Source organism: Rhizobium sp. P2_G2, from assembly GCF_056403555.1.
Window position 1 is genome coordinate 43,990 of the sequence record NZ_JBFUFF010000034.1, and the last position, 24,221, is coordinate 68,210.

Annotated in this window: 20 protein-coding genes and 4 pseudogenes; 13 read left to right on the forward strand and 11 right to left on the reverse strand. The window is 59.3% G+C overall.

Annotated features, from left to right (window positions below; genetic code table 11):
• Positions 1–157 precede the first annotated feature (157 nt).
• The 3 genes from AC1D06_RS22365 to AC1D06_RS22375 form a co-directional block, all read right to left on the reverse strand.
• Entirely contained in the window at positions 158–2,593 is a 2,436-nt protein-coding gene (locus AC1D06_RS22365) for a beta strand repeat-containing protein (protein WP_477988001.1), read from the reverse strand.
• A 191-nt stretch (positions 2,594–2,784) separates the two neighbouring features.
• Positions 2,785–3,927, reverse strand: a complete 1,143-nt coding sequence (locus AC1D06_RS22370) for an NAD(P)/FAD-dependent oxidoreductase (RefSeq protein WP_477988002.1) — start codon at positions 3,925–3,927, stop codon at positions 2,785–2,787.
• A gap of 82 nt (positions 3,928–4,009) precedes the next feature.
• Positions 4,010–4,675 carry a peroxiredoxin gene (locus tag AC1D06_RS22375; RefSeq protein WP_477988003.1) on the reverse strand — a complete coding sequence of 222 codons (666 nt, stop codon included), beginning with the start codon at positions 4,673–4,675 and terminating at the stop codon, positions 4,010–4,012.
• Between the two features lie 698 nt (positions 4,676–5,373).
• On the opposite strand from AC1D06_RS22375, the pseudogene ligD (AC1D06_RS22380) reads away from it, so the two are divergent.
• The 4 genes and pseudogenes from ligD (AC1D06_RS22380) to AC1D06_RS22395 all read left to right on the forward strand — a co-directional run.
• Positions 5,374–6,929, forward strand: a pseudogene (ligD, locus tag AC1D06_RS22380) (DNA ligase D); the annotation flags it as partial.
• A gap of 30 nt (positions 6,930–6,959) precedes the next feature.
• A complete protein-coding gene (locus AC1D06_RS22385; protein ID WP_477988004.1) occupies positions 6,960–7,871 on the forward strand; it encodes a hypothetical protein in 912 nt (303 codons plus the stop codon).
• Positions 7,846–8,355: a DUF4334 domain-containing protein gene (locus AC1D06_RS22390; protein ID WP_477988005.1), complete on the forward strand. Its 510-nt coding sequence runs from the start codon at positions 7,846–7,848 to the stop codon at positions 8,353–8,355. Before AC1D06_RS22385 ends, AC1D06_RS22390 begins: the two co-directional genes overlap by 26 nt.
• Positions 8,356–8,621: 266 nt before the next feature.
• Complete coding sequence (locus AC1D06_RS22395) at positions 8,622–8,846, forward strand: hypothetical protein (protein WP_477988006.1); 225 nt, start codon at positions 8,622–8,624, stop codon at positions 8,844–8,846.
• Positions 8,847–8,886: 40 nt separating this feature from the next.
• On the opposite strand, the gene AC1D06_RS22400 is transcribed toward AC1D06_RS22395, so the two are convergent.
• Positions 8,887–9,024 (reverse strand): hypothetical protein, encoded by a 138-nt coding sequence (locus tag AC1D06_RS22400; protein ID WP_477988026.1) that lies wholly within the window; start codon positions 9,022–9,024, stop codon positions 8,887–8,889.
• 355 nt (positions 9,025–9,379) lie between these two features.
• On the opposite strand from AC1D06_RS22400, the gene AC1D06_RS22405 reads away from it, so the two are divergent.
• On the forward strand, positions 9,380–10,357 hold the full coding sequence (locus AC1D06_RS22405; RefSeq protein WP_477988007.1) for a 3'-5' exonuclease: 978 nt from the start codon (positions 9,380–9,382) through the stop codon (positions 10,355–10,357).
• Positions 10,358–10,529: 172 nt separating this feature from the next.
• On the forward strand, positions 10,530–10,784 hold the full coding sequence (locus AC1D06_RS22410; protein WP_477988009.1) for a hypothetical protein: 255 nt from the start codon (positions 10,530–10,532) through the stop codon (positions 10,782–10,784).
• A 114-nt stretch (positions 10,785–10,898) separates the two neighbouring features.
• Here AC1D06_RS22410 and ligD (AC1D06_RS22415) read toward each other — a convergent pair.
• The 3 genes and pseudogenes from ligD (AC1D06_RS22415) to AC1D06_RS22425 all read right to left on the reverse strand — a co-directional run bounded on the left by ligD (AC1D06_RS22415) (position 10,899) and on the right by AC1D06_RS22425 (position 12,962).
• Positions 10,899–11,946 (reverse strand): annotated as a pseudogene (gene ligD / locus AC1D06_RS22415) (non-homologous end-joining DNA ligase).
• Entirely contained in the window at positions 11,943–12,119 is a 177-nt protein-coding gene (locus AC1D06_RS22420; RefSeq protein ID WP_477988010.1) for a hypothetical protein, read from the reverse strand. Before AC1D06_RS22420 ends, ligD (AC1D06_RS22415) begins: the two are co-directional and overlap by 4 nt.
• A 342-nt stretch (positions 12,120–12,461) precedes the next feature.
• Entirely contained in the window at positions 12,462–12,962 is a 501-nt protein-coding gene (locus tag AC1D06_RS22425) for an SRPBCC family protein (protein WP_477988012.1), read from the reverse strand.
• A 332-nt stretch (positions 12,963–13,294) separates the two neighbouring features.
• Here AC1D06_RS22425 and arr point away from each other — a divergent pair, with 332 nt between their 5' ends.
• From arr to AC1D06_RS22440, 3 genes are all read left to right on the forward strand, one after another.
• Positions 13,295–13,717, forward strand: coding sequence for an NAD(+)--rifampin ADP-ribosyltransferase (gene arr, locus AC1D06_RS22430; RefSeq protein ID WP_477988013.1), 423 nt, complete (start codon positions 13,295–13,297; stop codon positions 13,715–13,717).
• A 388-nt stretch (positions 13,718–14,105) separates the two neighbouring features.
• On the forward strand, positions 14,106–14,252 hold the full coding sequence (locus AC1D06_RS22435; RefSeq protein WP_477988014.1) for a hypothetical protein: 147 nt from the start codon (positions 14,106–14,108) through the stop codon (positions 14,250–14,252).
• Positions 14,253–14,669: 417 nt separating this feature from the next.
• The gene (locus AC1D06_RS22440; RefSeq protein ID WP_477988016.1) at positions 14,670–15,701 is read left to right on the forward strand and encodes an ATP-dependent DNA ligase; all 1,032 of its coding nucleotides are present in this window, start codon (positions 14,670–14,672) and stop codon (positions 15,699–15,701) included.
• 18 nt (positions 15,702–15,719) lie between these two features.
• On the opposite strand, the pseudogene AC1D06_RS22445 reads toward AC1D06_RS22440, so the two are convergent.
• Positions 15,720–16,077, reverse strand: a pseudogene (locus AC1D06_RS22445) (DUF72 domain-containing protein); the annotation flags it as partial.
• 1,153 nt (positions 16,078–17,230) lie between these two features.
• Positions 17,231–17,434: a dihydrofolate reductase family protein gene (locus AC1D06_RS22450; RefSeq protein ID WP_477988017.1), complete on the reverse strand. Its 204-nt coding sequence runs from the start codon at positions 17,432–17,434 to the stop codon at positions 17,231–17,233.
• A gap of 209 nt (positions 17,435–17,643) precedes the next feature.
• Between AC1D06_RS22450 and AC1D06_RS22455 the strand changes: the two genes are divergently transcribed.
• The 3 genes and pseudogenes from AC1D06_RS22455 (at position 17,644) to AC1D06_RS22465 (ending at position 22,113) form a co-directional block, all read left to right on the forward strand.
• Entirely contained in the window at positions 17,644–18,888 is a 1,245-nt protein-coding gene (locus tag AC1D06_RS22455; protein ID WP_477988018.1) for a TadE/TadG family type IV pilus assembly protein, read from the forward strand.
• Between the two features lie 495 nt (positions 18,889–19,383).
• Positions 19,384–19,995 (forward strand): glutathione S-transferase family protein, encoded by a 612-nt coding sequence (locus tag AC1D06_RS22460; RefSeq protein ID WP_477988019.1) that lies wholly within the window; start codon positions 19,384–19,386, stop codon positions 19,993–19,995.
• 46 nt (positions 19,996–20,041) lie between these two features.
• Positions 20,042–22,113 (forward strand): annotated as a pseudogene (locus AC1D06_RS22465) (2Fe-2S iron-sulfur cluster-binding protein).
• 498 nt (positions 22,114–22,611) lie between these two features.
• Here the strand turns inward: AC1D06_RS22465 and AC1D06_RS22470 are convergent.
• Complete coding sequence (locus tag AC1D06_RS22470; RefSeq protein WP_477988020.1) at positions 22,612–22,860, reverse strand: hypothetical protein; 249 nt, start codon at positions 22,858–22,860, stop codon at positions 22,612–22,614.
• Positions 22,861–23,098: 238 nt separating this feature from the next.
• Between AC1D06_RS22470 and AC1D06_RS22475 the strand changes: the two genes are divergently transcribed.
• Positions 23,099–23,989, forward strand: coding sequence for a LysR family transcriptional regulator (locus AC1D06_RS22475; protein WP_477988021.1), 891 nt, complete (start codon positions 23,099–23,101; stop codon positions 23,987–23,989).
• Positions 23,990–23,998: 9 nt separating this feature from the next.
• Here AC1D06_RS22475 and AC1D06_RS22480 read toward each other — a convergent pair.
• Positions 23,999–24,221: transposase (locus AC1D06_RS22480; RefSeq protein WP_477988022.1), on the reverse strand; the 223-nt coding region annotated here is incomplete at its 5' end.

The window sequence follows — 24,221 nt, forward strand, 5'->3', positions numbered from 1 at the left end:
GCCCCGGCCTCTGTTTGCATGACCGGAGCCATCCTAAATGTCGAAGGCGACTGGCTGGCGCGATAGCAGCGAACATCTGCCACGTGCCAGCCCGCAGGCTCGAACTTCGGGGGGCGGAATTACACAAAATCTGCGGCTGCCAGATGTGCGACAGGACCTAGATGTTCAAGATGAAATCCGCCGCCGTCAGATCTACGGCGGTGCCCAGATGCAAGACGAAGTCCGCTTGGCCATCGCCATCGTTGTCGCCGTAAACATAAGTGTCCGATGTCGTGGTTTGGAAGCGAAGTTCGCCGGCCGTCTTGCTGAAGGCGGATGTGCCGATGAAGTTGAAAGATTGGTGGCCGTGAGTATTGCTGTCGGCGTCGAGTTGGAAAAAGCTGATCGTATCCCCCTCCGATTGCAAGAAATCCTTGATCGTATCGGTCTTGGCTTCCGATGTCGTCATATCGGAAACGGCGCCAAACCAAAAAATATCCTCTCCGCGACCGCCGTAAAGGATGTCAGCGCCACTATTGCCATAGATTTGATCGTCGCCATCTCCTCCCTTAATGATATCGTTTCCGACTTTGCCCTCAAGCAGGTCACCTGCAGCGCTTCCGATAAGAACATCGTTGTGGGCCGACCCGCGAATGTCTTCGATCGAGGAATAACTGTCACCTTTGGCATCGTTGGTGTTGGACCCGGGTGCGCTCAGATTGACTCTCACACCCTTGCTTGCGCCGGCATAGGAAGCAACATCAATGCCGTCGCCACCGATGAGCTTGTCGCCCCCGGCACCGCCAATGAGGAGATCGTGTCCGGCGCCGCCATCCAGCCTGTTAGCGGCCGCATCTCCGGTGATGTCGTCATCCGAACTCGATCCGGTCACGTTCTCGATCGACAAATAGGTGTCGCCGGCAGCATCGTTGGTGTTGGCGCCGGGGGATGCGAGATTGACGTGAACACCCGCGGCCGCGCCGGCATAGGATGCGGTATCGATGCCCGCGCCGCCGATCAGCTTGTCGGCACCCGCGCCACCGTTCAGCAGGTCGTTTCCGGCCCCGCCCGACAGTCTGTCATTGCCGTCACCACCCGAGAAATCATCGGCTCGCGCCGTTCCGGATAGACTGTCGGCGTGGCTCGATCCGATGAGCTTTTCAATCGAGACAAGGACATCGCCTTTGGCGTCGTTGGTGTTCTCGCCAGGCGCCGCAAGCGCGACCACCACGCCTTTGGAGGCCCCCGCATAGGATGCCGTGTCACTGCCGTGGCTGCCGTCGAGCCGGTCGGCACCTGCCCCTCCGGTAAGGATATCGTTTCCGTCGCCTCCGTCGAGGGTATCGTCGTATTCCGTACCGGTAAACACGTCGAACGCCCCGGTGCCAGTGAGGAGGACCTTCGATGTCGCCTTCGAAGCATCGACATCGCCAAGCGGGGCAGAGTTGATCTTCGTCAGGTCGAGCATTCCGCCTGCGCCGGTCAGATTGAAGGACGCTACGGCGACAAACATCGAAAACGACCTCAATTGCTCGATGCTGGCAGTTACGGCACTGCCCGCTGCAAACAAGGTCTCGACATTCTTGAAGGTGGTGTTGCCGAGATAATGTCCGCTGACCAGGTCGTCTCCTGCGCCCCCGTTGACGGTGACGATGCCGGCAGGCACGCCAACTATTTTGGAGAACAATACGATTGTGTCATTGCCGTCTTCGCCGCTCAGGGTATCGTTGCCGGCACCGCCGTTCAAGCGGTCGTCGCCCTTGCCACCGTTGAGGACATCGTTGCCGGCGCCACCCAGAAGAAAGTCGTTGCCGTCGCCGGCATTTAGGTGGTCACTGCCTTTTCCGCCCCTCAGGCTATCTTTGGCGCTGCTGCCGTTCAGAACGTCGCCAAAGTTCGATCCGGTCAGGGAGCTTCCCGACGTGCCCGCGGTCAAAGTCACCTTTGACGTCGCAGCGGACGCATCGACCGCGGGATTGCTGGCAAGCGTCGAGAGGTTCAAGGTGCCGCCCGCACCGGCAAGGTAGAGTGTATGGGCGACGCTCACAGTATCGAAGGACTTGATCTGGGCGATCGTCGCACTCAGAGAATTGGCGCTGACTGCTTCCACACCGGTGGTCACGAGCGTGCCGAGAACAACGCTGTCGCCAGTCACCGTGTCCGTGCCGTCACCGCCATCGAACGTGCCGCTGCCGACGTCGCCATTCTTTATCTCGAATGTGTCATCGCCGGTGCCGCCAGAGATTGCGTCGCCGTTGTGGAAGCCGCTGAAGCGATCGTTTTGGTTGGTTCCGGTGATCGTGGACGCTGACGTCAGGTTGGAGCCGTCGACGTCGAGCACAACTGCCGAGGACAGGTGCGTCGAAAAATCAAGCGCGCCGCCGTCGCCCGTCAGCGCGATCTTGTTGCTGAAGGATGGATCGTGCAATTCGATTGTGCTGAACGAATTTAGTTGCGAAATGCTGGCAGTGAAATCGCCGGTCCAGCCGAAGCTCAGCTTTTCGAACCCGACATATGTAGCGGTGCCCAGACCATCACTTGCGTCGACTTCGTCAACCCCGTCGGTGCCGGTAAATGTTCCAGTAGCGGTCGAATCCACGGAAATGGTGGTCATGAAATAAGATCCTAATCGGAGGGAGATTGATGGATGTGAGCGGCGGGCGCACATGGCGCCAGCCACGTTCATGATGTCGAGCTGATGAAGTTGGCCGCCACCTTGCAGAGATGCCGGGCATGGCGGCTATGGTTGAGCCATGTACAGTGGATCGGTCCAGTCTGCAATTCCGGCTGAGCGAAAGTTGCCACTCAGAGACCAAACCAGCGGGCGCGGCGGCTGGAGCCGAAGAATTCCTTGTCCTTCCTGAGCTCGACCGATGGCTCGTAATAGGTGCCGGTCGGGCTGGGGCCGGAGAAGAAATCGACCTCGACCTTGCCTATGCGACCGGCGCCGAATTCGATATAGCAGGTGCCGAAGCCGTTGTATTCGATCGCCTGTCCGCGGTTCGCGAGTTTGGCGATCAGCGCGGTCGCCACGGCACGTGCCGCACCTTCGGCAAATACGCCTGCTTTGGGCGTGCCGGTATTGGCGCCATCGCCCACCGCATAGACGTTTTCATATTTGGTTTCGAGCGTCCTCGGGTTGACCGGAATCCAGCCGTCCACTGCCATGCCGCTTGCGAGCACGACCGGCGGCACGCGGTGCTTCGGCACGCCGAGGAACAGGTCGAAAGGCATTTCGGTGCCGTCATCGAGGACGGCGACATTCTTGGCATTGTCGACCGATGCGACACGGCGACCGGGCGTGAAACGGATATTGCGTTCGGCAAAGGCCGCGATCAGCGCGCGCGACGTCTCCGGCGACGGCGGCACCGGGCTCGGCAGCGGCAGGACCAGGTCGATTTCACAGTCGTTGCGAATGCCGCGGCTGACGAGATAGTCGTGCAGCATCAGCACGCATTCGCTCGGCGCCGGCGGGCATTTGTAAGGCGCGCCGCAGACGCCAACCAGTGCCCGGCCTTTCTTGAATTCCGGCAGCACGTGCCTGAGGTTTTCCGCGCCCGGCACCGTGTAGAATTCGGTGGTGCCAGCGAGGCCGGGCGTGGCGTCGAAATCATATTCCGCACCGAGCGCCACGACCAGGATATCGGCATCGAAGACGCCATCATCGGTGGTCACGCGGCGAGCTACCGGATCGATCTGGGTGACGGTGCGTTTCAACAGCTTCACGCCCGGCTTGGCATAATTGGAATAGGGCATGCGCACCGCTTCCGGTTCCCTATGGCCGAACATTACGTCCAGCTTGGAGAAACCGAAGACGAAGTGATCGCTCTTGTCGATCAGCGTCACGTCGATACTGTCTCCCAGCGATTCCGACAGAAGCGTCGTCAGCTCCAGGCCGCCAAATCCGGCGCCGAGCACGACGATACGCGGCTTGCTCATAGTGGTCATTGTTCTCTCCTGAATAGGGTTTGGGGCGAGGATGTTTGGGGGGCGGCGAGGGCGGGCAGACCCGCCCTCGCCAGCGGACCGGTCAGGTCAGCACCGGCTGCGGTACGATGCGGATATAGGGCTTTGGCTCTTTCCAACCCTGCGGATAGAGCTGCTTGGCCTCGTCATTGGAGACCGAGCCGGCAATGATGACGTCGTCGCCCGGTTTCCAGTTGACCGGCGTCGCCAGGCGGTGCTTGGCGGTCAGCTGCATCGAGTCGATCACCCGCAGGATCTCATCGAAATTGCGGCCCGTGGTCATCGGATAGGAGATGACGAGCTTGATCTTCTTGTCCGGGCCGATGACGTAGACGTTGCGGACGGTCTGGTTGTCCGCAGCCGTGCGGCCATCGGAAGTCTCGCCGGCCGCGGCAGGCAGCATGTCGTAGAGCTTGGACACGGCCAGCGTCGGATCGCCGATCATCGGGAAATTCGGCGCCGTGCCCTGGGTTTCGGCAATGTCGTTCGCCCAGCCGGAATGCCGGTCGACCGGATCGACCGAAAGGCCGATGATCTTGACGCCGCGCTTGTCGAATTCCGGTTTCATCCGCGCCATGTAGCCAAGCTCGGTGGTGCAGACCGGCGTGAAATCCTTGGGATGGGAGAAGAGAACGCCCCAATCGCTGCCGAGCCAGGCATGGAAGGAGATTGGCCCCATCGTGGTTTCGGCGGTGAAATCAGGGGCGATATCGTTGATTCTCAGTGACATTTTCAGTTCCTCCGTGGTTGGACGTGTGTCGGATAGGGTTGCGGGATCAGGATGGAAATTGCGGTGTCTTGGTTTCTTTTTTCGCGTAGCAAGTGATTGCGAGGGGACACTAGAAAAACTATGTTCCTCGCGCGTTCCTCGAAAAATATTTCTCCGCGGCCGCCTCGTGCTTTCGCTCGAAGCCTTTGTATTAACTAGAGAAAAAATGTAGACATCGATTGAGCTTCTCGGCCGTTTTGCCAATTGCGGCGGCGATCGTGAAGTTACTGACGCCTGGCTCTTGCCGCCCTACTCGATGGGCTTCCACACTGGGTGTGCCATCGCGCTCGCCGAAGCCGGTGACTGCAACGGGTCGACCGGCGCCTCAATGATGCCGAGCGGATCGCTGGCAAGTGGCGTGGAGGTCCCCGCGCGGCTGCCCGCCGCGCATTCGCTTATCGGTGTGGGTGCGCCATGCCGACGGTCGTGGCTTGAATATCATCCAGCCAAGCGCTTCGCCATTCTGCGACGTTCGGCGTGCATTCCGAATGCCAGACCTGCAAGATTTTCGGGGTTCATCGCTGGAGGGACGTGACCGCCTTAACCAAGGTGGCTTCGTTTCGAGGCGCCTGTCTTGCCGAATATCGAGGACAGATGTGTCTTGACGGTGCTGGGCGCGACGCCCAAAGCGAGGCGTTGCGGGACGCCGCCGTCGGCCGATGCGCCTGGTGGAGCGGAAGGAGCGGCTGCAAAATTTTCTCACCGATGGCGGCGACAACCCCCGCATTCGCTATGTCGAACATTTCGAGTCCGGAGGCGACGCCGTACTCCGCTCCGCCTGCAAGCTCAATCTCGAAGGTGTCGTCTCCAAACAAATGGATGCGCCCTATCAATCGGGTCGCACCGACACCTGGGCGAAATCGAAATGCCGGGCTGGCCACGAGGTGGTGATTGGCGGTTATGCCAAGACCAACGGCAAGTTCCGATCTCTCCTGGTCGGCGTCAACCGCGGCGATCACTTCGTCTATGTCGGACGAGTCGGGACGGGCTATGGTGCCGAGAAGTCGTGCGATTGTTGCCGAAGCTTAAGGCGGTTGAAGCGACCAAGTCGCCATTCACCGGTATTGGGGCGCCGAAAAAACAGGCCGAAGTTTTCTGGTTGAAGCCGGAACTAGTTGCCGAGATCGAATTCGAAGGCTGGACTGCAGACGGCCTCGTCCGCCAGGCTGCCTTCAAAGGCTTGCGCGAAGATAAGCCGGCGAAAGAGGTCGAGGCTGAGAGGCCGGCTTCCCCCGCCAAGACCGACACGGCCGAACCTGTCCCCGCCGCCAACACCAGATCGTTCCGACGCAAAGGCGCGAAAGCCGATGTCATGGGCGTGCTTATCTCCAGCCCCGAGAAGCCGCTCTGGCCGGATGCTGGCGATGGCGAGCCAGTGACTAAGGAAGATCTGGCGCGCTACCATGAAGCCGTCGGCGCCTGGTTGATCGATCATATCAAGGGCAGGCCCTGTTCGATCATTCGTGTTCCCGATGGTATCGGGGGCGAGCAATTTTTCCAGCGCCATGCGATGCCCGGCACCTCCAGCCTCATCGAGCTGGTGAAGGTCTTCGGCGACAAGAAGCCCTACCTGCAGATCGACCGGATCGAGGGGCTGGCGGCCATCGCCCAGATCGGCGGTGTCGAGCTGCATCCGTGGAACTGCGAGCCTGGCCAGCCGGAAGTGCCTGGCCGTCTGGTATTCGACCTTGATCCGGGCCCCGACGTGCCGTTCTCGACCGTGGTAGCGGCCGCCCGAGAGATGCGCGACCGGCTCGACGAGGTCGGCCTCGTCAGCTTTTGCAAGACCACGGGTGGCAAGGGGCTGCACGTCGTCACGCCGCTCGCGGTCAACAAGCGCAAGCCGCTCGTCTGGGCAGAGGCCAAGGGCTTCGCGCACGACGTCTGCGAGCAGATGGCGCGCGACAACCCCGATTTCTATCTTATCAAGATGAGCAAAAGCCTGCGAGTTGGGAGGATCTTCCTTGACTATCTCCGCAACGATCGCATGGCCACCGCGGTCGCGCCGCTGTCACCACGGGCCCGCCCCGGCGCCACAGTATCGATGCCGCTCACCTGGGCGCAGGTCAAATCGGATCTCGACCCGAAGCGGTTTACGCTGCGAACCGTGGCGGCACTGCTTGCGAAAACCTCCGCCTGGCAGGATTATTGTGAGGGCGAGCGACCGCTGGAGCAGGCAATCAAACGCCTCGGCAAGGTGAAACGGGCCGCGTGAGCTGTCAATGGCGCGACGCAGGCAGTGGCAATGAACGACGAACCGAACGACAAATCCAGATCCGGACGTGTCGGGGCAACGACCGACCTACCGCACGACCGAATGACGGTTGAGCGTTTGCGGAACGCGTTTCCGCGAGCGCGTTGGAGCGACAGCCTCAATGCGTGGTTCGTGCGAGGCCGCACGGCTCAGAAGCGGATCGGTCGCTGGCTGGCGAAGATGGAGGCGGAGGCTGACAGGTTTGCCGACGAGAAGGGTAGGGATGCCTTCGACTTCGATCCGATCGAAAGCCGGTATCTTGAGGCGGCGCCGGGAACATTCAAGATTCGGACACCCTATTCACGCAGCGTCGTCAACGAGATCCGGGAAGTCCCACATGCGCGCTGGGATGGCGATCGCCGTGTCTGGACCGTGCCCTATCGCTCAATCGAGGAACTCCGGCAGCGCTGGCCAGCCATCGAGGCGGCCGCCGAACGGAGCGAGCCGGAAGTCAGGCGCGCGCGGCGCGAAGCCATCAAGGGCACGGTGGAAGAGCAGGTATCAAAGGAACGGATGAGAGAGCGTCGGCGGAAGCGCTATCCGGTTCCAGCCGATGACGCTCCGCCGTTCCAGCGCGCGATCGGCACACATGTCGGTGTCGTCTTCTTTACCGGCACGGACGGCGAACTGGCAGATCCGGCAACCATCAGTGAATTCTACTTTCCGGCCGCCAAGAATGAAGAATATGTCTGGGCGTCGTGGCGATCGGGCTCGCTGGAAGAACTCGTGACGACTTGGCCGGCGCGGGGACCGCCGACACAAAGCGAACTCGATCGGGGCTGGTGGACGGCTGATCTCGACGAGTTGCGGATAGCGCGGCGCGAGGCCAAATCCAGGCGACGGGCCAAAGAGCGCAAGCAGAAGGACGCTTGTTCCGGTGAGAGACCAGCAGACAGCGCTTGAGGAATTTCAGAACCTGCCGCCGATTGCACCGCCCGAGCTCGTCGGCCTATGGAAGGGACATGGCATCCCGACGGACCATCCCTTCGACGGCGTGCTGGAAAATCTCGGCTGGTTCGGCAAGCGGTTCACACCGGACATGCGTGCCGATGCGCTGCTGTTTCGGTCGGGCGAACTCCAGCTGGTTGCCGTCGATCCGAAATGGATCCCGCTCGGCTTGGCCTTGCGCTTCCATCAGGCCGGCCGGACGCGGGTGGCTAGAAACCTGTTTTCCTATCTGCAGCGCCGACTGCGGGCAAGGGGGCCGGTGGCGTCCCTGAAGATGATGGTGTTCGGCGGGGTCGAGAGTGCCGCCATGGTCTATGACGAGCAGCCGATCGTCGACTATTTTCGGCGCATCGACGAGGTGAGGGTCATGGGCGCGATGACGATCAAGGGCAATGACTGGATTTACTTCTTCGAACTCGAACGAGTTGATGAATCTTGAAAACGCGCGGACGACTATTATGTACCGCTCCTCACCCGTTTTGATGATTGCCTGTCGAGCAGCTTGTTCTCCCGCGCGATCCTCCGGGTCCGACAGGGCGCTCCCCGCAAGGGTCGAGCGCCCTGTCCGTTTTGCACTCGATATGCGCCATTTTGCTCGTGGACACCCGGCATTCACCCATCAATCGCTCGCATTCACGTTAAATTCAGGGTTGTAAAACTATCGTCGTGTATCGAACGGGCTTTCCAATATCGAGTGGGTGGTTCATGAGCGTTGAAGAGATTAACAATCCGATCACACAATCGCAATTTGAACAGGTGCGGCAGGTTTACGAGGCAATCATCGCGCTGCCCTGGTTTTTCGACTCGGAAGACACGCGCCAGGACTGTGCCGACCTGGTGATGCGCCGGTATCGCATCGGCACGACCGATCCTGATCAGCTTTTGGCAGAATGTGTCGAAGAAGCCCGGCACCGCTTCCAGCTCAAATAACCCTCGAATTCAAGTCTCCACCTCTGCGTCACCCCCTGTATCATCGCTCGATTACGGCGTTCTCCTTCGCGACCGAGGCGATCTGCGCGTCCATGAAGGCGAGGTGATCGGGATAGACGTCGAAGGGAAGACCTGCTTCCATGGCGGCCACCATAAAGCTCGCGCGTGCCGCCAGCACGGTCGCCTCACCGCGAGATGGGCGTCACAGTTCCTGACCGCACGATGATACGATGGACCGGATTTGTCGGGCCAGAACTCACGAAGGCAGTTCAAGGCGAGGTCGGCGCTATCGACCGGTACCCACTCCTCGCCAAATTTGATTGCGACGATCTTATCAAAACTCGCCGAGATGACTTACGCTCTTCGGCTACGATACCAACATTCACCCGATATTCTATTCGATAGAGAAGTTCCATTCTCCTGCCAACGGCAAAGCGGCGCGGATTTCTTGTGGGCTGTTCCAGCGGGCTGAAAGGCGCGGGCTTCTCTTGAAAATTTCCCTGCAGTAAGATCCCTGAAACGGGCAGGGCGGAATGGCATCACAGCTTGACATGTTTTCCGACGGCGAGCGGCCGCGCGTGATAAGACTTGAGGCGCCTCGGAAGCCGCGCCCATCGCCCATGCATCTTTCTGAGGAGGAGATGCTGCGTGCGCTCGAAGCCACCGGAAGATACCGCATCCTCAAAAAGTTGGAGCCGCGTCAAGTGGTCGATGTCCGTCGACCGGGTTTCCCGCTGACCGGCGTGATCCTCGACACCGAGACCACCGGCCTCGATCCTCGCCAGCACGAAATCATCGAAATCGGCCTCGTGGCCTTCACGTTCAATGACCAGGGCGATGTCGGTGACGTCTTTCGCATCTACGGTGGCCTGCAGCAGCCGATGAACCCGATCCCGGCCGAGATCACACAGCTGACCGGGATCACCGATGAGATGGTCGCCGGTCAGGTCCTCGACATGGCGGCGGTGCGTGCAATCGTCGAACCGGCCGACCTGGTCATCGCCCACAATGCCGGCTTCGACCGGCCCTTTTGCGAGGCTCTCAACGACCTCTTCGCGCGCAAGGCCTGGGCGTGCTCGGTTTCCGAGATTGACTGGGGCGGTCGCGGCTATGAAGGAACAAAGCTGGGCTACCTGATCGGGCAGAGCGGCTATTTCCACGACGGACATCGGGCCGTCGATGATTGCTTCGCGCTGCTCGAGGTGCTCGCGGAAGGGCATGGCGGCGCCGAGCGTTCGGCGTTTGCCGAGCTCTACCAGGCGAGCCAACGCTCGCGTGTCCGCATTTTTGCCGAAAACTCTCCCTTCGATCTCAAAGATCATCTCAAGGTACGGGGCTATCGCTGGGCCGATGGCAGTGATGGGCGACCCAAATCCTGGTGGATCGAGATCGCCGAAGAAATCTTGGATGAGGAGCTTCACTTCCTGCGGACCGAAATCTACCGCTGGCCGGATGCTGACCCGCCGATCCAGCGGCTGACAGCCTTCGACCGCTTCAGAGCCCGAAAATAGCTGGTCGATCCCGGCGGGCATCGGGGGATGTCTCGTCGGAAGAGCGGTGCTCGACTCGCGGCGTTGCCATCCGATCGTCGTATTTTCGGTGGCGCCTGACCTCTTCCATTGGCTTTCATGACTGGCGGGATCGTGCGATGTTGCCGCATCTGGGATTGAGGCAGGAGATGCCGTGAACACCGACCGCCATAATCGCCTTGTCCTCGACTTCATGGCAATGCGCGCCATGAAGGTCACCGACAGTGTCCCGGTCGATGCCATCGTGGACTATGGCATCGACAAGGGGCTGAGCGTGGGCGAGGTGGAGGCGGCGCTCATACACGCAAGCATGGAGGAATGGATCTTACTGGTCGGGCCGAATGTGCACCTGTCGCAAGCTGGCTATGCCGCGATTGGACCGGCGAACGACAATCCACCTCCAAGTTGATTTCGTGCGCGACTTTCGCAGCACGCAACTCCCGTTGCACTTTTGCGGCCGGATCTCTCGCGGATCCGATGAACGCATCCGGAGTTGCTGCGACGGTTCATGACGGAAGGCTGTTCATTCAGAGCCCGTCGGCTTGTCGCTGATGTCGAAGACCGCGGCATTGTCCTGGACCTCGCGCAGGCGCTTGTAAGACGCATGTCGCAAGCTGCCGTCATGGGTCCAGCCGCGGAACTCGATCTCTGCGATCAATGTCGGCTCGGCGAAGACCAAGTTCTTACCCTTGAGCGGCACCGCCGGCCGCTTGGTCTGGAGCTTGTCGAGCGTCGTCCGCAGGTATTCGGCATCTTTTGCGTTGAACCCCGTGCCAACCGAGCCGACATAGACCCAGTCGTGGCCCTTGCGCGCGGCAAGCAGCAGGCTGCCGATGCCGCTGCGGGCCGATGCCGACTGTTCATAGCCGACGTCATAAAACTTTCGCTTTGGATGCATTTGATCTTCAGCCAGTCGCCGGTACGGCCGGAGCGATAGGGCTGATCCCGATGTTTGGCGATGATGCGTTCGAGCCCCATCGAGCACGCATGCGCCAGAAGTACGGTGCCGTCGCCCTGGACTTCTTCGGAAAGCTGGATCGCGCCGGTGGCGCCATCGAGAAAATCTTCCAGCAGATGCCGCCGGGTTGAGAGCTCGGCTCCGGTCAGGTCATGGCCGTCGAAATAGAGGAGATCGAAGGCGAGGAAGACCGCCTCTGCCGAGGAGCGCTTGCCGCCGCGGCCCGCCAAGCGAGCGCTGCAGCGCTCCGAAATCCGAGCGACCGTCTTCATCGAGAACGACTGCCTCGCCGTCGAGAATGGCCGTGCCGACACCAAGCTTGCTGGGCATCCGCGATGACAGGAAAACGATCAGTCCAGTCATGCCCGCCGCGGGTAATGATCTTGACCCCCTTGGGCCCGATATGGATCGCCAGCCTGTGCCCGTCCCACTTCACTTCGAATGCCCAATCCGGCCCTTTCGGCGGCACGGATTTCAGCAGCGCCAAGCACGGCTCGATCCGCTCGGGCATCGGATCGAACGGAAGATTGGGTTGCGCCGGATCGCGCGGTCGGGCCGGCGTGGACTTGGCGACGGAATCGTCCTGCAGCAGGGGCTTGGCGCGACGGCTCATTTGCTCGTCCGCTGTTCACCTGCGACCGACTTCCTGAGAGCATCCATGATGTTGACCACGTTGTTGGGTTGCGTTGGCGCCGGCTTGCCCTTGCTGGCGGGCGGCTTTTTCAAAGTCTTCTTCTTGGCGGCGGTGATGTCAAGCAGCCGCTCCTGGATCGGGTCGGCGACCATCTTCGGGTTCCAATCCTTGGTCTGCCGCATTCGAGGAATGGGCAGGAGACAAGACAGTTGGACGATCTCGATCAGCGTTTGATCGCGGAACTCAGGGTCAATGCCGGTGCCTCGACCCGACGCTGGGGAGCATATCCGGGGCTAGCGCTCGCACGATTGTCATCGGATCGAGTGACGGGACGCCGCAGCAAGCCACCGTGATCGTGACAAGGCACCGATGTCGAACTTTCAGTTGTTGAGCCAGAGAGGGGAAGCATTTAGCACCGAGGCAAAGCCAACTCAGAGTGCATAGGGCACGAAACAGAGCCGGGCGAAGGTGTCCCGGAGGAGGTTTCCCACGCGCTACTTGCTTGTACTGAACAGCAATTCGTCAAGCTGGTCCAGCTGTTCCGGCAATGCGGCCGCACTGCCCTGTAGTGCATCCTCGAGCGCTTCCATCGTCGGATAAATTTCACGGAAGGTCAGCAGCGTCTTCCCGCCCCGATCTTCGAAAGTCACGGTCGTGACGGCGCCCTCATCCGCCTCGTCGTTGGTCCAGACGATGCTTTCATTTGACACGACCTCGAGATACTTGCCGTAGAAGGCCATCGTTTCCGAGCCGCCGGCGCCGAATTCCAGCCGATATTTGCCGCCGGTACGGACGTCCATGTCGCAAGATACGAGCAAGACATCGGGTGCCGATTTAGGCACCCACCAGCTCTGGAAGAGCTCGGGCTGGCTCCACGCCCTGAACACCGTGCTTGGCGGCGCATTGACTAACCGTGTCACAACGAGTTCTCGGTCTCCTCTGCGCTCGGCCGACGTGCGGTTTTGGCCGCCATCTGTATTATTAGCTTGTTCCATCTGGTTTCTCCTCGATTGGGGGGCGAGTTTTTTCTGGCCGCTGGTGATGATGACGTTCGGCGGAGACCGAGTCCGACACGCCGCTGCAAAAAAATGTTACTGCAACACGGCTTTCTCCAGGGTTCTGCAGCGCCGCCAATCAAGATGTCCGCGTGGGAAGTCATGTCTCCTTCTGGCGTATTTGCCGTCGGAACCTATCTTGATTGACGTCTGTCTTCGGGAAAACGCCGCGGTACTCCCCACGACACATATGAGAGCGCAAAGCGGAAGAAGCAGAATTCTTCACGGCGCTTCGCGACCACATGGCGGGCTCATGAATAAGGATGACTACGATGACCAAAGCGCCAGACGAGGGACCCTTCTTTCATGGCACAATCGCGAATTTGAGCTTGGGCGACTTCCTCATCGCAGGATACCGCTCGAACTATCGTCCTGAAGTGGTGATGAACCATATCTATTTCACTGCCATTGTGGATGGTGCCGGGCTTGCCGCTGAAATCGCGGCCGAACTCACCGGAGGCGGCGCAGTCCCGCGTGTCTACATCGTAGAGCCGACCGGGACATTCGAGAACGACCCGAATGTGACCGACAAGAAGTTTCCCGGCAACCCCACTCGGTCGTATCGTAGCAGCGCACCGCTCAAGGTCATCGGCGAAATCACGCATTGGACCAGATTGACGCCTGAGGCGCTACAGGTGTGGAGAGAACGGCTAACCTCACTGCGCCCAGACCAACGCGGCGAAATCATTAACTGACGCGAGGCGACACGCATCGCGTGCTCATTGATCCAATCGCTGATGAACGATCAGGTTTTCGCCCCCAACTGAGCAGAAGGTCCCCTATGCAACACGGCGGGTCTGCGGAAATCTGGTAGCCTGGCCACGGCCGCACAGAAAGGTGCGCAATGCAGCCGTATGCTCGGCTTCCTTCGGTAGTATGCGGTACGGCCCGGAACACGATCCGGGCCGCCACCATCCTGTCAGTACGTTTAAAGCGCGACTTTATTCAAATGACTGTATTCCGCAATCCATCCTAAGCTACTCTCAACGAACGTGCGGGTCGCTACGCCGACGCGCAGCGGCAGCGACAAATCATCCATCTCTGCTGCAAGCAGATCATATTTACGGGCAAAGGCCTCGCCAGGTGACGCTTGCCGAAGCTAGTCTTGAAGGTCCGGCCCTGATCATCGGATTTTCCAGCCTGCATTATCCGGTAGTCCATGTCGAGCAGAGCAGGGAAAACGCCGAGAGTTTTCCACCACCGTTTGAAGAAAGCCGCGCGGACGATTGAAGCCGGATACGCAACCATCTGCACCAAGCATTTCTTCGCTGTCATTCAGACATGGGCTTATTCGGGCGCCGGCCGGAGGTAGCGAGTTCCGTTTTGGTGATAGAAAACACGCCAGCGGCCTTTCTCTCCGATCGAGCAACGGAGGATTTGCTTCCGCGCGAGATTGCTCCAAGTGACCCGGTACTCGGTGCACGCTGTCGCTCGCTGACACACCATGTCGGAACTATCTGCAGCCACCGTCATTTCATTTTCGAGTTGTGTGCTGTGTCACCGGCCGGACAGGGATGTTGAACACCGCGGATTTTTCCGGTTTCTCGTCGTGGCTAACGAACTGGCAGGCGAGCACCTACCTGTCCGGCCCGCAGCTCAAACCTCGCAGTTCGGATCGCGGGCGGCGGATTTGTATCGAGGACTGCCATGGCCGGAAACGCGCCTTTCCCCTATCCACTACCGGTCGCTACTCCGCCGATGGAGGCGAAATCTGCCGCGCTCCTGCCTTCTAAGGGAAAATGGCAGTTCGAACCGAAATGGGATGGGTTTCGATGTCTGGTGTTCAAGCAGGGCGGCAATGTCGATCTGCGCGCCAAGTCGGGAAAGCCGCTGGGCAGGTATTTTCCTGAAGTCGTGGCATATTTCCGGGACGTCGATGCAGATGTCTTCGTGATCGATGGTGAACTCGTCATCGAGGTCAACGGACATCTGGCTTTCGATGCCCTGCAGATGCGCCTTCATCCAGCCGAGAGTCGGATACGTAAGCTTTCTACAGAGACCCCCTCACGGTTTGTCATGTTCGACATTCTGATCGCGCCCGGCGGCCACTCCGCAATCGAACAGCCGTTGTCAGAACGCAGGCGCCTGTTGGAATGTTTTGCGAAATCTCTAGAGTCCTCAAGTCAAGCCCAGCTCTCACCAATCGGCCTGGATCATAAACAAGCCGAACGATGGTTGAGTGAATCGGGGCCAAACGGGACGGACGGCGTCGTTGCCAAACAGCTTGACGGTCCTTACGCCCCGGGCGAGCGGACGATGATAAAGGTCAAGCGGCTTCGCACTGCCGACTGCGTCGTGGGTGGATTTCGCTATGAAAGCAAAAGCGACAACGTCGGGTCCCTGCTGCTTGGCCTGTTCGATGGTGAAGGAAAGCTTCACCATGTCGGATTTACTTCAACAATCACGGAGGAGGAACGGCCAGCTTTAACCAGGCGGGTAGAGCGTCTTCGAGGGCCACCCGGCTTCACTGGAAAGGCCCCTGGCGGTCCGAGCCGATGGAGTACGGAACGAAGTGGCGAGTGGGAGCCTCTGAAGACGGAATTGGTGGTCGAAGTGAGATTCGATCACGTCACCGGGCATCGATTTCGCCACGGGACTAAGCTCGTGCGATGGAGGCCCGACAAGCGGCCCGACCAATGTACATTGGAGCAGATCACCCCGCAGGCGCCAAGCTGTTGAGAATGATATCCTCATATTTCATCCCGCCCCAACATTCGACGATGGCTGACAAGCAACCGGTATCTCAGGTGGGGTCAACAATTCCGCCAGCATTTTTGCATTTTTGATTGCATATCCGTCGCGGTCGTTATTGAAATAGAACCAACGGTTTTGGCGTCGCTCTTAATGATACGCTCTGTCCACACGCGTATTCTGCATCGCGCCGATACCATTTTTCGACGCCATGGAAGCGGATATGGACATCGCCCGCCGTTTTCACCAGTTCATCTGGTAATCGCGGCCCGCTGGTGGAACAGAATATCGCTCCGGCTAGGCGAAAAGCTCTAAATACGTCCTGGTTCCACCAGCTCTTATGACGGAATTCGACGGGATTGCGGTGGATCAAGTTGCTGCAGGATCAAGCCGGCCGCTGCGAAAGATCCTTGCTCTTCTCCTCCTCACGGGAGAGCCTCGGATGATTGCGAGCGTGGTTGCTTAAATCTTGAACTGTGGACAAAGATTTCCTGCAGTATTCAATGTGAGGTTCAGGTCGTTTTTCTTACATCCGAGTTTAGCATGTTGATTTTCAGCCCGATTTGACCCGTTTTTCCATTTCGCCCTGATCCGCTCAGCGCGATTAAAGATGTTTGCACACAATCCACTACGTTGGATTTGACAGGCTAACGCGAAATGAAAAGTCGGATCAAATCGTGCCGAAACTCAACAGCCAATCTTTCTTATCGAGACTAACCGGCTCTGATCGCCGCGGAATAGGCCTACTCACACTTGCAGGAAAAGTTGGAACGCGCTCCAGCCAACAAGTACTAGCCAGACGAATTCCAGCAGCAGGGCGCAATAAAACCAGACCAGAATCATCCGACGCTCCACAACACGTGGTCATGATCACAATAATCAGACGCAACATCCACGATGTAGCCAGAAACTCGCTTACGTAGACAGTAAGTAAAATTGCTGACGCGGCTTAGTCTCACCAATCGATTTTATGGTGCCGGTGTCTCGGCCGAGTGAGGCGCTCTTCGAGGAGGGTCTGCCCCACTTCCTTGCCGCTCGGCAGATAAACATTCACCAGCGGCCGGTGCTTGGGCGTAGCGTCCTTGCTCTCAGAGACGATTTTAGTTTCTGCCCGTCGCATTTCAGAGTGTCGCCGTCCACGACGGCAAGATCTGCGCAAACGATCAATGTCCCGATCAAAACTCCCCTCCACAAAAAGCAAAGCCCGCCGGGAGTAAATGACGGGGCTGCTTACGGGCCGGTTTCCGCGAAGCTATTGATCTCGTGGCAACGACTGAGCGGTAGCTTCGCCGGGTTCGACAAACCGGATCACGCGAGGGCAATCAACTGCCGCTCGAAAACTTCGGCTACGAGGCGATATCGCAAATGCAGCGGTATGACTGCGCCAGCCTCTCATGTCTTTGGGGAATTCTGAATCAGGCCCTTGAACTCCTTCGCGGCTCCGGCCCCGAGCGCTGCACCAGTTCTCACACTTCGGGGCAACAACTGCGACGCCTTGCCTGCGAGGTGCGCCCGGCCTACCTTCTTGGCTCGTAGCGTAGCGCCACGGCACCGGAGCTAAGTTCAATAGGATTGACGAGTTTCAGGTCGATGGCCTTTGAGCGGCCGGCGAACAAGCTCGGACCACGCCCCGCAATAATGGGCTGGACCACGACTTCATATTCGTCGATCAGGCCCAGCTCTGCCGACGCCATCGGGAGCCTGACGCTACCGGTGAACATCGCCGTCCCTAGCTCTTGCTTGAGCGCGGCACCGAGCGACAGCGGCCTTCACGTTCAGGAAACCATTAGAAACGATCGCTTCCGCAATAGCGACATTATCTTAATGCTTAGCCGGTTTGTTGCTGAAGTGCCGGGCAACATTCTTGTTCCTGCATGACGACGGAAGAACAGATGGCAGGCGTACGCAACATTTAGCATGGACATCGGCAATGACCCGCATCGCGACGATGATCATTTCACTTTTCAAGAAGGTTTTTCGACGCCTGGTCGCCGACCGCGGCGGTAATTTCGCCATGTTCTCCGCGGTGAGCGTTTTCACCGTCATGATCGGCGTCGGCGCGTCGATCGATCTGCATTCGGCCTATACTCAGCGTGAAAAGATGCAGCAGTCGCTGGATGCCGGCGTGCTGGCCGCCGTGCGCAAATCGAGCCTGGCCGATCAGAAAACCGAAATCGAAAACATCTTCCTTGCCAACTTCAAGAACCAGACCGTCGACTTCAACAACAACCTCAGTGTCGTGCAGAATGCCGACACGAGCATCACCGCGACGCTTCGTGTATCGATGCCGACTGCCTTTCTCGGGGTTACCGGCGTGAGCAGCCTGCCGCTCGCGGTGAAATCCAGCGCGATTGCGCTCACCACGGCCGCCTCGGCCGGGCCCTGCATCTATGTGCTCGGCAGTTCCGGCCAGGATGTGCTGATCAATTCCGGGGCCAATGTGCAGGCCAGCACATGCGAGATGGACGTCGCCTCAACCGCAAACCCGGCCTTCATCATGAACAGCGGCTCGACGCTGAATTTTTCAAAATTCTGCGTCAAGGGGACGCAATACATCAAGAATGGCGGCACGATCAACAATATGCAGGTCGGCTGCACCACCCAGCCCGATCCCTATGCCGGTGCTCTGCCCGAACCTTCCGTGCCGGCCTGCACAGACAGCGGCACGAAGGACGGCAGTTCCATCACCGTGGCGACGGGTGTGCATTGCAATGTCACGTTCAACGGCTCGCCGACGATCACCTTCAGCCCGGGCCTGCACATCATCAGTGGCCGGATGATCATAAATTCCGGCTCGACGGTGATCGCCAACGGCGTCACCTTCTATTTTCCCGACACCAACAGCGAGATCCGCGCCAACGGCAATCTCACCTTCACCGGCACCGCGCCGACCAGCGGCACCTACAAGGGCATATTGATGTTCGAAAAGACCAGCGACGCTGCGAACAATGCCAACAAGGTGCAGTATATCTTCAACGGCTCGAATGGCGAGACCCTGCAAGGCATCATCCACCTGCCGAACCGCAACGTCACCYACAATTCGACGACCAATACCGCCGAGCAGATTTCCATGGTCGTCAACCAGATGATCATCAACTCTGCCAACTGGAAAGTCGAGCCCTATGACGGCGCCGGATCGAGCAGTCAGGTGAGTGGCGCGCGACTAACGCAGTGAACGGTGATCGTCGCTCAGGATGAAAGCCGGCGCGGCCGAACTCCACGGCAGCTCAGACCTATCGAAAATGCCTTCCGAATGTTGGAAGAGATAAATCCGGCGCGGCGATGCTTCGGAAAGCGTCATGAGCCAGGAGCGAAGCTGCTTCCCTGTTGGCTTCCAGCACGAATTGATCCACTTTGCCGTTTTACGCTGACCCAGCAGTTCGCGTGGACAAAGCTTTGACAGCGGCAACGTGGAGCCGTGCGAAGATGAAATACGGGTCAAATCAAACCGACAATCAAAAAACCATGCCAAGATCGACGTTTCGCTCTGCAACCCCGGGGACGCGACGTGCGAACTTCTCAGTTCCTTAAAATGGAACGCTGGTCGCGATCATTATTCCGCTGGACGCAATTCTGAGGTTCCCAGAGCGGCTATTCTCGACATGAACCCGATCGCGCACAATCGCGGTGTGGACCGGAATTTGCCCGTCCTTCAAACAAAGGTCATGTCATGAAGCTCTATCATCATCCCCTGTCCGGTCATTCGCATCGAGCTGTGTTGTTCGCGTCTCTATTAGGCGTGACACACGAACTGGTCGAGGTCGATCTCAAGATCGGGGCTCACAAGCAGCCGGAGTTTTTGAAGCTCAACCCGTTCGGTCAGGTACCCGTGCTGGAAGACGGCGATGTGGTCGTCGCCGATTCCAACGCAATCCTCGTCTATCTTGCCAAGAAAGCTGGTCGTGGCGACTGGCTGCCGGAAACTGCCCATGGTGCGGCTGCGGTCCAGCGCTGGTTGTCGGTCGCAGCGGGCGAAGTCGCGTTCGGTCCCGCCGCCGCTCGTCTGATCACGGTGTTCGGGGCGAAGTTCAGTGCGGATGAAGTCATCGATCGTGCACATACGCTCTTGGGACGCCTCGAAGCCCGGCTCGCCGAAAGTCCGTGGCTTGCCGGTGATCAGCCGACGATCGCCGATGTGGCGATCTACAGCTACGTAGCGCGCGCGCCGGAGGGATATGTAGATCTGTCGGCCTATCCGAACGTTAACACTTTCCTCAACCGGATCGAGGCGTTGCCTGGCTTCGTGCCCTTCCTCCCCACCCCGGTTGGCCTGTCGGCATAAAGGGCCGCGCGCCCGAGTGCACGCATCGACGAAAAGGAGAAGATACATGTCGGCGACCTTCACCAAGCTCCCTGTCTGGCACGAAGGTGAGTTATTCATCCAGGACATGCTGGGGGTTGCCGGGCGCATGACCTCGGTCGGGCAGCGCGTTGTTCGCGATTATATGCCCGACCAACATCGCGAGTTCTACGCACAGCTGCCGTTCTTGGTCCTCGGTAGTGTCGACGGTGCGGGGAATCCGTGGGCCACCTTTCTCGAGGGGCGACCCGGTTTCATTACCTCTCCAACACCGACGACACTCGACATCGCCGCACGCCCAGACCCGTCCGATCCTGCAGCACCCGGCATGGGGGAAGACATGCCAGTCGGCCTCCTCGGCATCGAGATGCATACGCGTCGACGCAACCGGATGAATGGGGTTGTTTCGCTGACCGCGACAGGGCTGCACATCGATGTCGACCAGAGTTTTGGCAACTGCCCGCGATATATCCAGCTGCGCGACTTCAGATATGAGCGCGAAGTTGGGCAACTCCTCTCAGGCGAAGTCGAGACGCTGGAAGGACTCGACGAGGGCGCGTACGCTCTAATCGATGGCGCCGATTCCTTTTACGTGGCGTCCTATGCTGATCGCGAGAACCGGCGGCAGGTCGATGTCTCCCATCGCGGCGGCAAGGCTGGGTTTGCGCGCGTCGATGCGGACGGCACGCTCACCGTTCCCGATTTCGACGGCAACCTGTTCTTCAGCACGCTTGGCAACATGCTGCTGAACGGGAGAGCGGGTCTGCTGTTCGTGAATTATGCCAGTGGCGACATGCTGCAGATGACAGGCGAAGCGACCGTCATTTTCGATTCACCAGAAATCGCGGCTTTTCAGGGTGCTGAACGGCTCTGGAAATTTATCCCGCGTAGGATTGTGCGGCGAAGGGGCGCATTCGCTTTGCGTTGGCAGTTTCGCAGTGACGAAGGCTGGTCGCCGGCTTCGTTGATGACGGGTGACTGGAGCCAGGCGGCCGACCGGCTTCTGGCGGCTGAACGAATGACCTCATGGCGCCCGTTTAAGGTGATAAAGATTGTCGATGAGAGCAGCACGATCCGCTCCTTCCATCTCCAGCCGGATGACGGCGCTGGCCTGCTGCCGCATCTGGCCGGCCAGCATCTGCCAATTCGTGTAAAGTTGCCCGGCACAGACAGGCCGGTGCTTCGAACCTACACAATCTCCGCCGCGCCGTCTGATGGCTTCTACCGGATCAGTGTCAAGCGCGATGGTGCGGTTTCCCGTCACCTGTATGGTCTGATCAATGTCGGGGACACCATTGAAGCGCGCGCTCCTGCCGGCGACTTCACCATCGACGCATACGAAAGACGACCGGCTGCGCTCTTGGCAGGTGGGGTAGGGATCACGCCGCTGCTCGCGATGCTGCGTCACATCGTCTACGAAGGCGTCCGCAAGCGACAGACCCGGCCGATATTTCTGTTCCACGCCGCCCGGACCAAAAAAGAGCGTGCCTTCGCGGACGAGTTGGCGGCGTTGGTGGAAACATCGTTCAGCGCGGTAAAACTGATCCGGGTGCTGAGTGATACGCAAGATGCCCAGAAGGTCTGGACTATGACGTCGCTGGCCGCATCGACATGGCACTGCTCACGCGCATGCTTCCTTTCAACGACTACGACTTCTACCTGTGTGGTCCCCCCGCCTTCACCCAGGCACTCTATGATGGCCTGCGCGGGTTGAACGTCGCTGACGGCCGTATCCATGCCGAAACATTCGGACCATCTTCTCTGACACGGACGCCGGACGCAACGGCGGCTCTCGCCGCTACCGCTAGGCCGGCCGCGACCAAACCCGTGGCAGTCGCTTTCAGGGTATCGCTCAAGGAAGCGCGGTGGGTGCCCGATTCAGGTACGTTGCTGGAGCTTGCAGAGGCACGCGGGCTGGAACCGGAATTCAGCTGCCGCGAAGGCACATGCGGCACCTGCAAGGTCAAGGTGTTGAGCGGCTGCGTGACGCATATCCGGCGGCCGGGCGTTCCGCTCGCTGAAGACGAGGCACTCATCTGCAGCGCGGTTCCGGCGGAGCAGGAAAATGAAGGTGAAGAGAGCCTTCAGTTAGCCCTATGATAGCGCGGTCTCCCTAAATGCTACGCAACATTGACTTCCAGCTCTTCTTCCGCTCAACACACCCAATGTCGGTCTCATCTAGTTAGTCAGCTCGCGTCGCGCTTCACCAATGAGAATCACCATGTCCCATATCTCGAGACGCGCCACCATGGCCAACAGTCCCGTCGCCGTAGACGGGCTTGCGGGCGTTCAAGGCGCGCTAGGCAGGAGTCGGCTGCCTGTCGCTACGCGGGACCGGCTGGCGTTGACGATGGTGCGAGCCAACGGTTGCGAATACTGCCTGTCAGCGGACAGCTTCACTAACGCGACGTTCGCGGACCTCGACAACGTGACATTGCCGCAGCGCCGGAAGGCACGTCTCCCTGACGACCATCCCGGTCTGAGCCACTTCGGCTTCTGACTGGACAAGTCGTACCGCAATCCACTGATCAAGCTAGGATCTGACCAATGCACATATCGAAGCTTGATGAGCGAACGCGGCTTTCTGTCGAGATGGCCTTAGTCAGTGATCGAGGCGGCGCGGTTCTGATACAACTGCAGGACGACGCCGCTGCGCGATTGGGCATGTGCGGCGCCGAGATCGACGCAGCCCGTGCCGGTAAAAGCTTCGACCTGCGCCGATCGCGAGCGCTCGAATTGGCCTTGGCGGCGAGAGGCAACGAGCGTTTGGCGTTGCGGCAGCGTGCGATCCAGGCGGGCTTCGATGATGAAGCCTGCCTTGAGATCGAGCGTCTTGCCGATGCTCATGCGCCCCGAAGCCGTGACAACCACCGTGGTTAGTCGGTCAATCCTGTTGCTGTCCAGGCAGGTATCGGCCCTCGTGCCGACTGCTGTCTTCCTCAGCCCCGCCAAGTCGTTCAGGCTTCGGGGGGTTGAACAAAGGGTCGCCTGACGACTACGGTGGCATGGAGCTGGGCGCCCCGGCCGATGATGAGCGGACGCTGGCGTGGATAATCTGGGAGACAGAGCGAAAGAGGATTGCCGAATGGATCGATGGCAGGCGATGCGCATCTTCGTGAAGGTCGCAGAAACGGAAAACTTTGCGGAAACAGCGCGTCACATGCACGTGAGCGCGCCCGCGGTCACCCGGGCTGTAGCAGCGCTCGAGGATCTGATCGGCACCCGCTTGTTTGTCAGGACCACCCGGTCTGTGAAAATGACAGAGGCCGGTTCGCGCTATCTTGAGGATTGCCGACGCATACTTTCCGACATTTCAGAAGCCGAAGCAGCGGCAGCTGGTTCCTACGGGACGCCAGCGGGAACGCTTGCCGTGACGGCGCCGGCGATGTTCGGGCAAATGTACGTGCTCCCAATCATGAACGAATATCTTGACAATTACCCTATGATGAGGGGGAGAACGTTTTTCATCGATCGGCCTGTCAACATCGTCGAGGAGGGTATGGATGTAGCGGTCCGAATCGGGCGCCTGCCAGACTCCGGCTTCACGGCCACCAAGGTTGGCAAGGTCCGCCGAGTCATCTGCGGATCGCCCGCCTATTTTGAAAAGCACGGCGTGCCGTCTGTGCCCGCAGATTTGAAGGCACATAGGATTGTTGCGTCCACGAGCGCATGGGCGTCTCCAGAATGGCGTTTCGCAGGTGAGCAGCGCGTCACGATAGAGGCGGCCCTGCAGCGCAACACGAACGACGCAGCGATTGCCACGGCAAGAGCGGGTCGAGGGCTTACACGGGTTGCTCTTTATCAGATTGGGCCGCCATTGGTCGCCGGCGATCTTCAAATCGTGTTGGCCGATTATGAGGACGAGCCCCTGCCAATCCATGTCATGTACCCTGAAGGTCGTCATGCCCCTGCCAAGGTCCGTGCATTTGTCAATCTGGCGGTCGATAGACTGCGGGAGAACAGGCTGTTGAACTAGGCCGTAGACTCATAACGCGTTGATCCAGATGCGGGTAGCAATGATTTTGGCGGCGGCAAGGAAATTGGCTGGGTTCTTGTCGTAACGTGTTGCCATAGCTCGATATTGTTTGAGCTTATTGAAGAAGCGTTCGACGAGATTTCTTTGCCGATAGACCCATCGGCTGAAGGAAAAGCTGTCCTTGCGATTGCTTTTGGCTGGGATATTGGCCCAGGCCTTCTTTTCCTTGGCT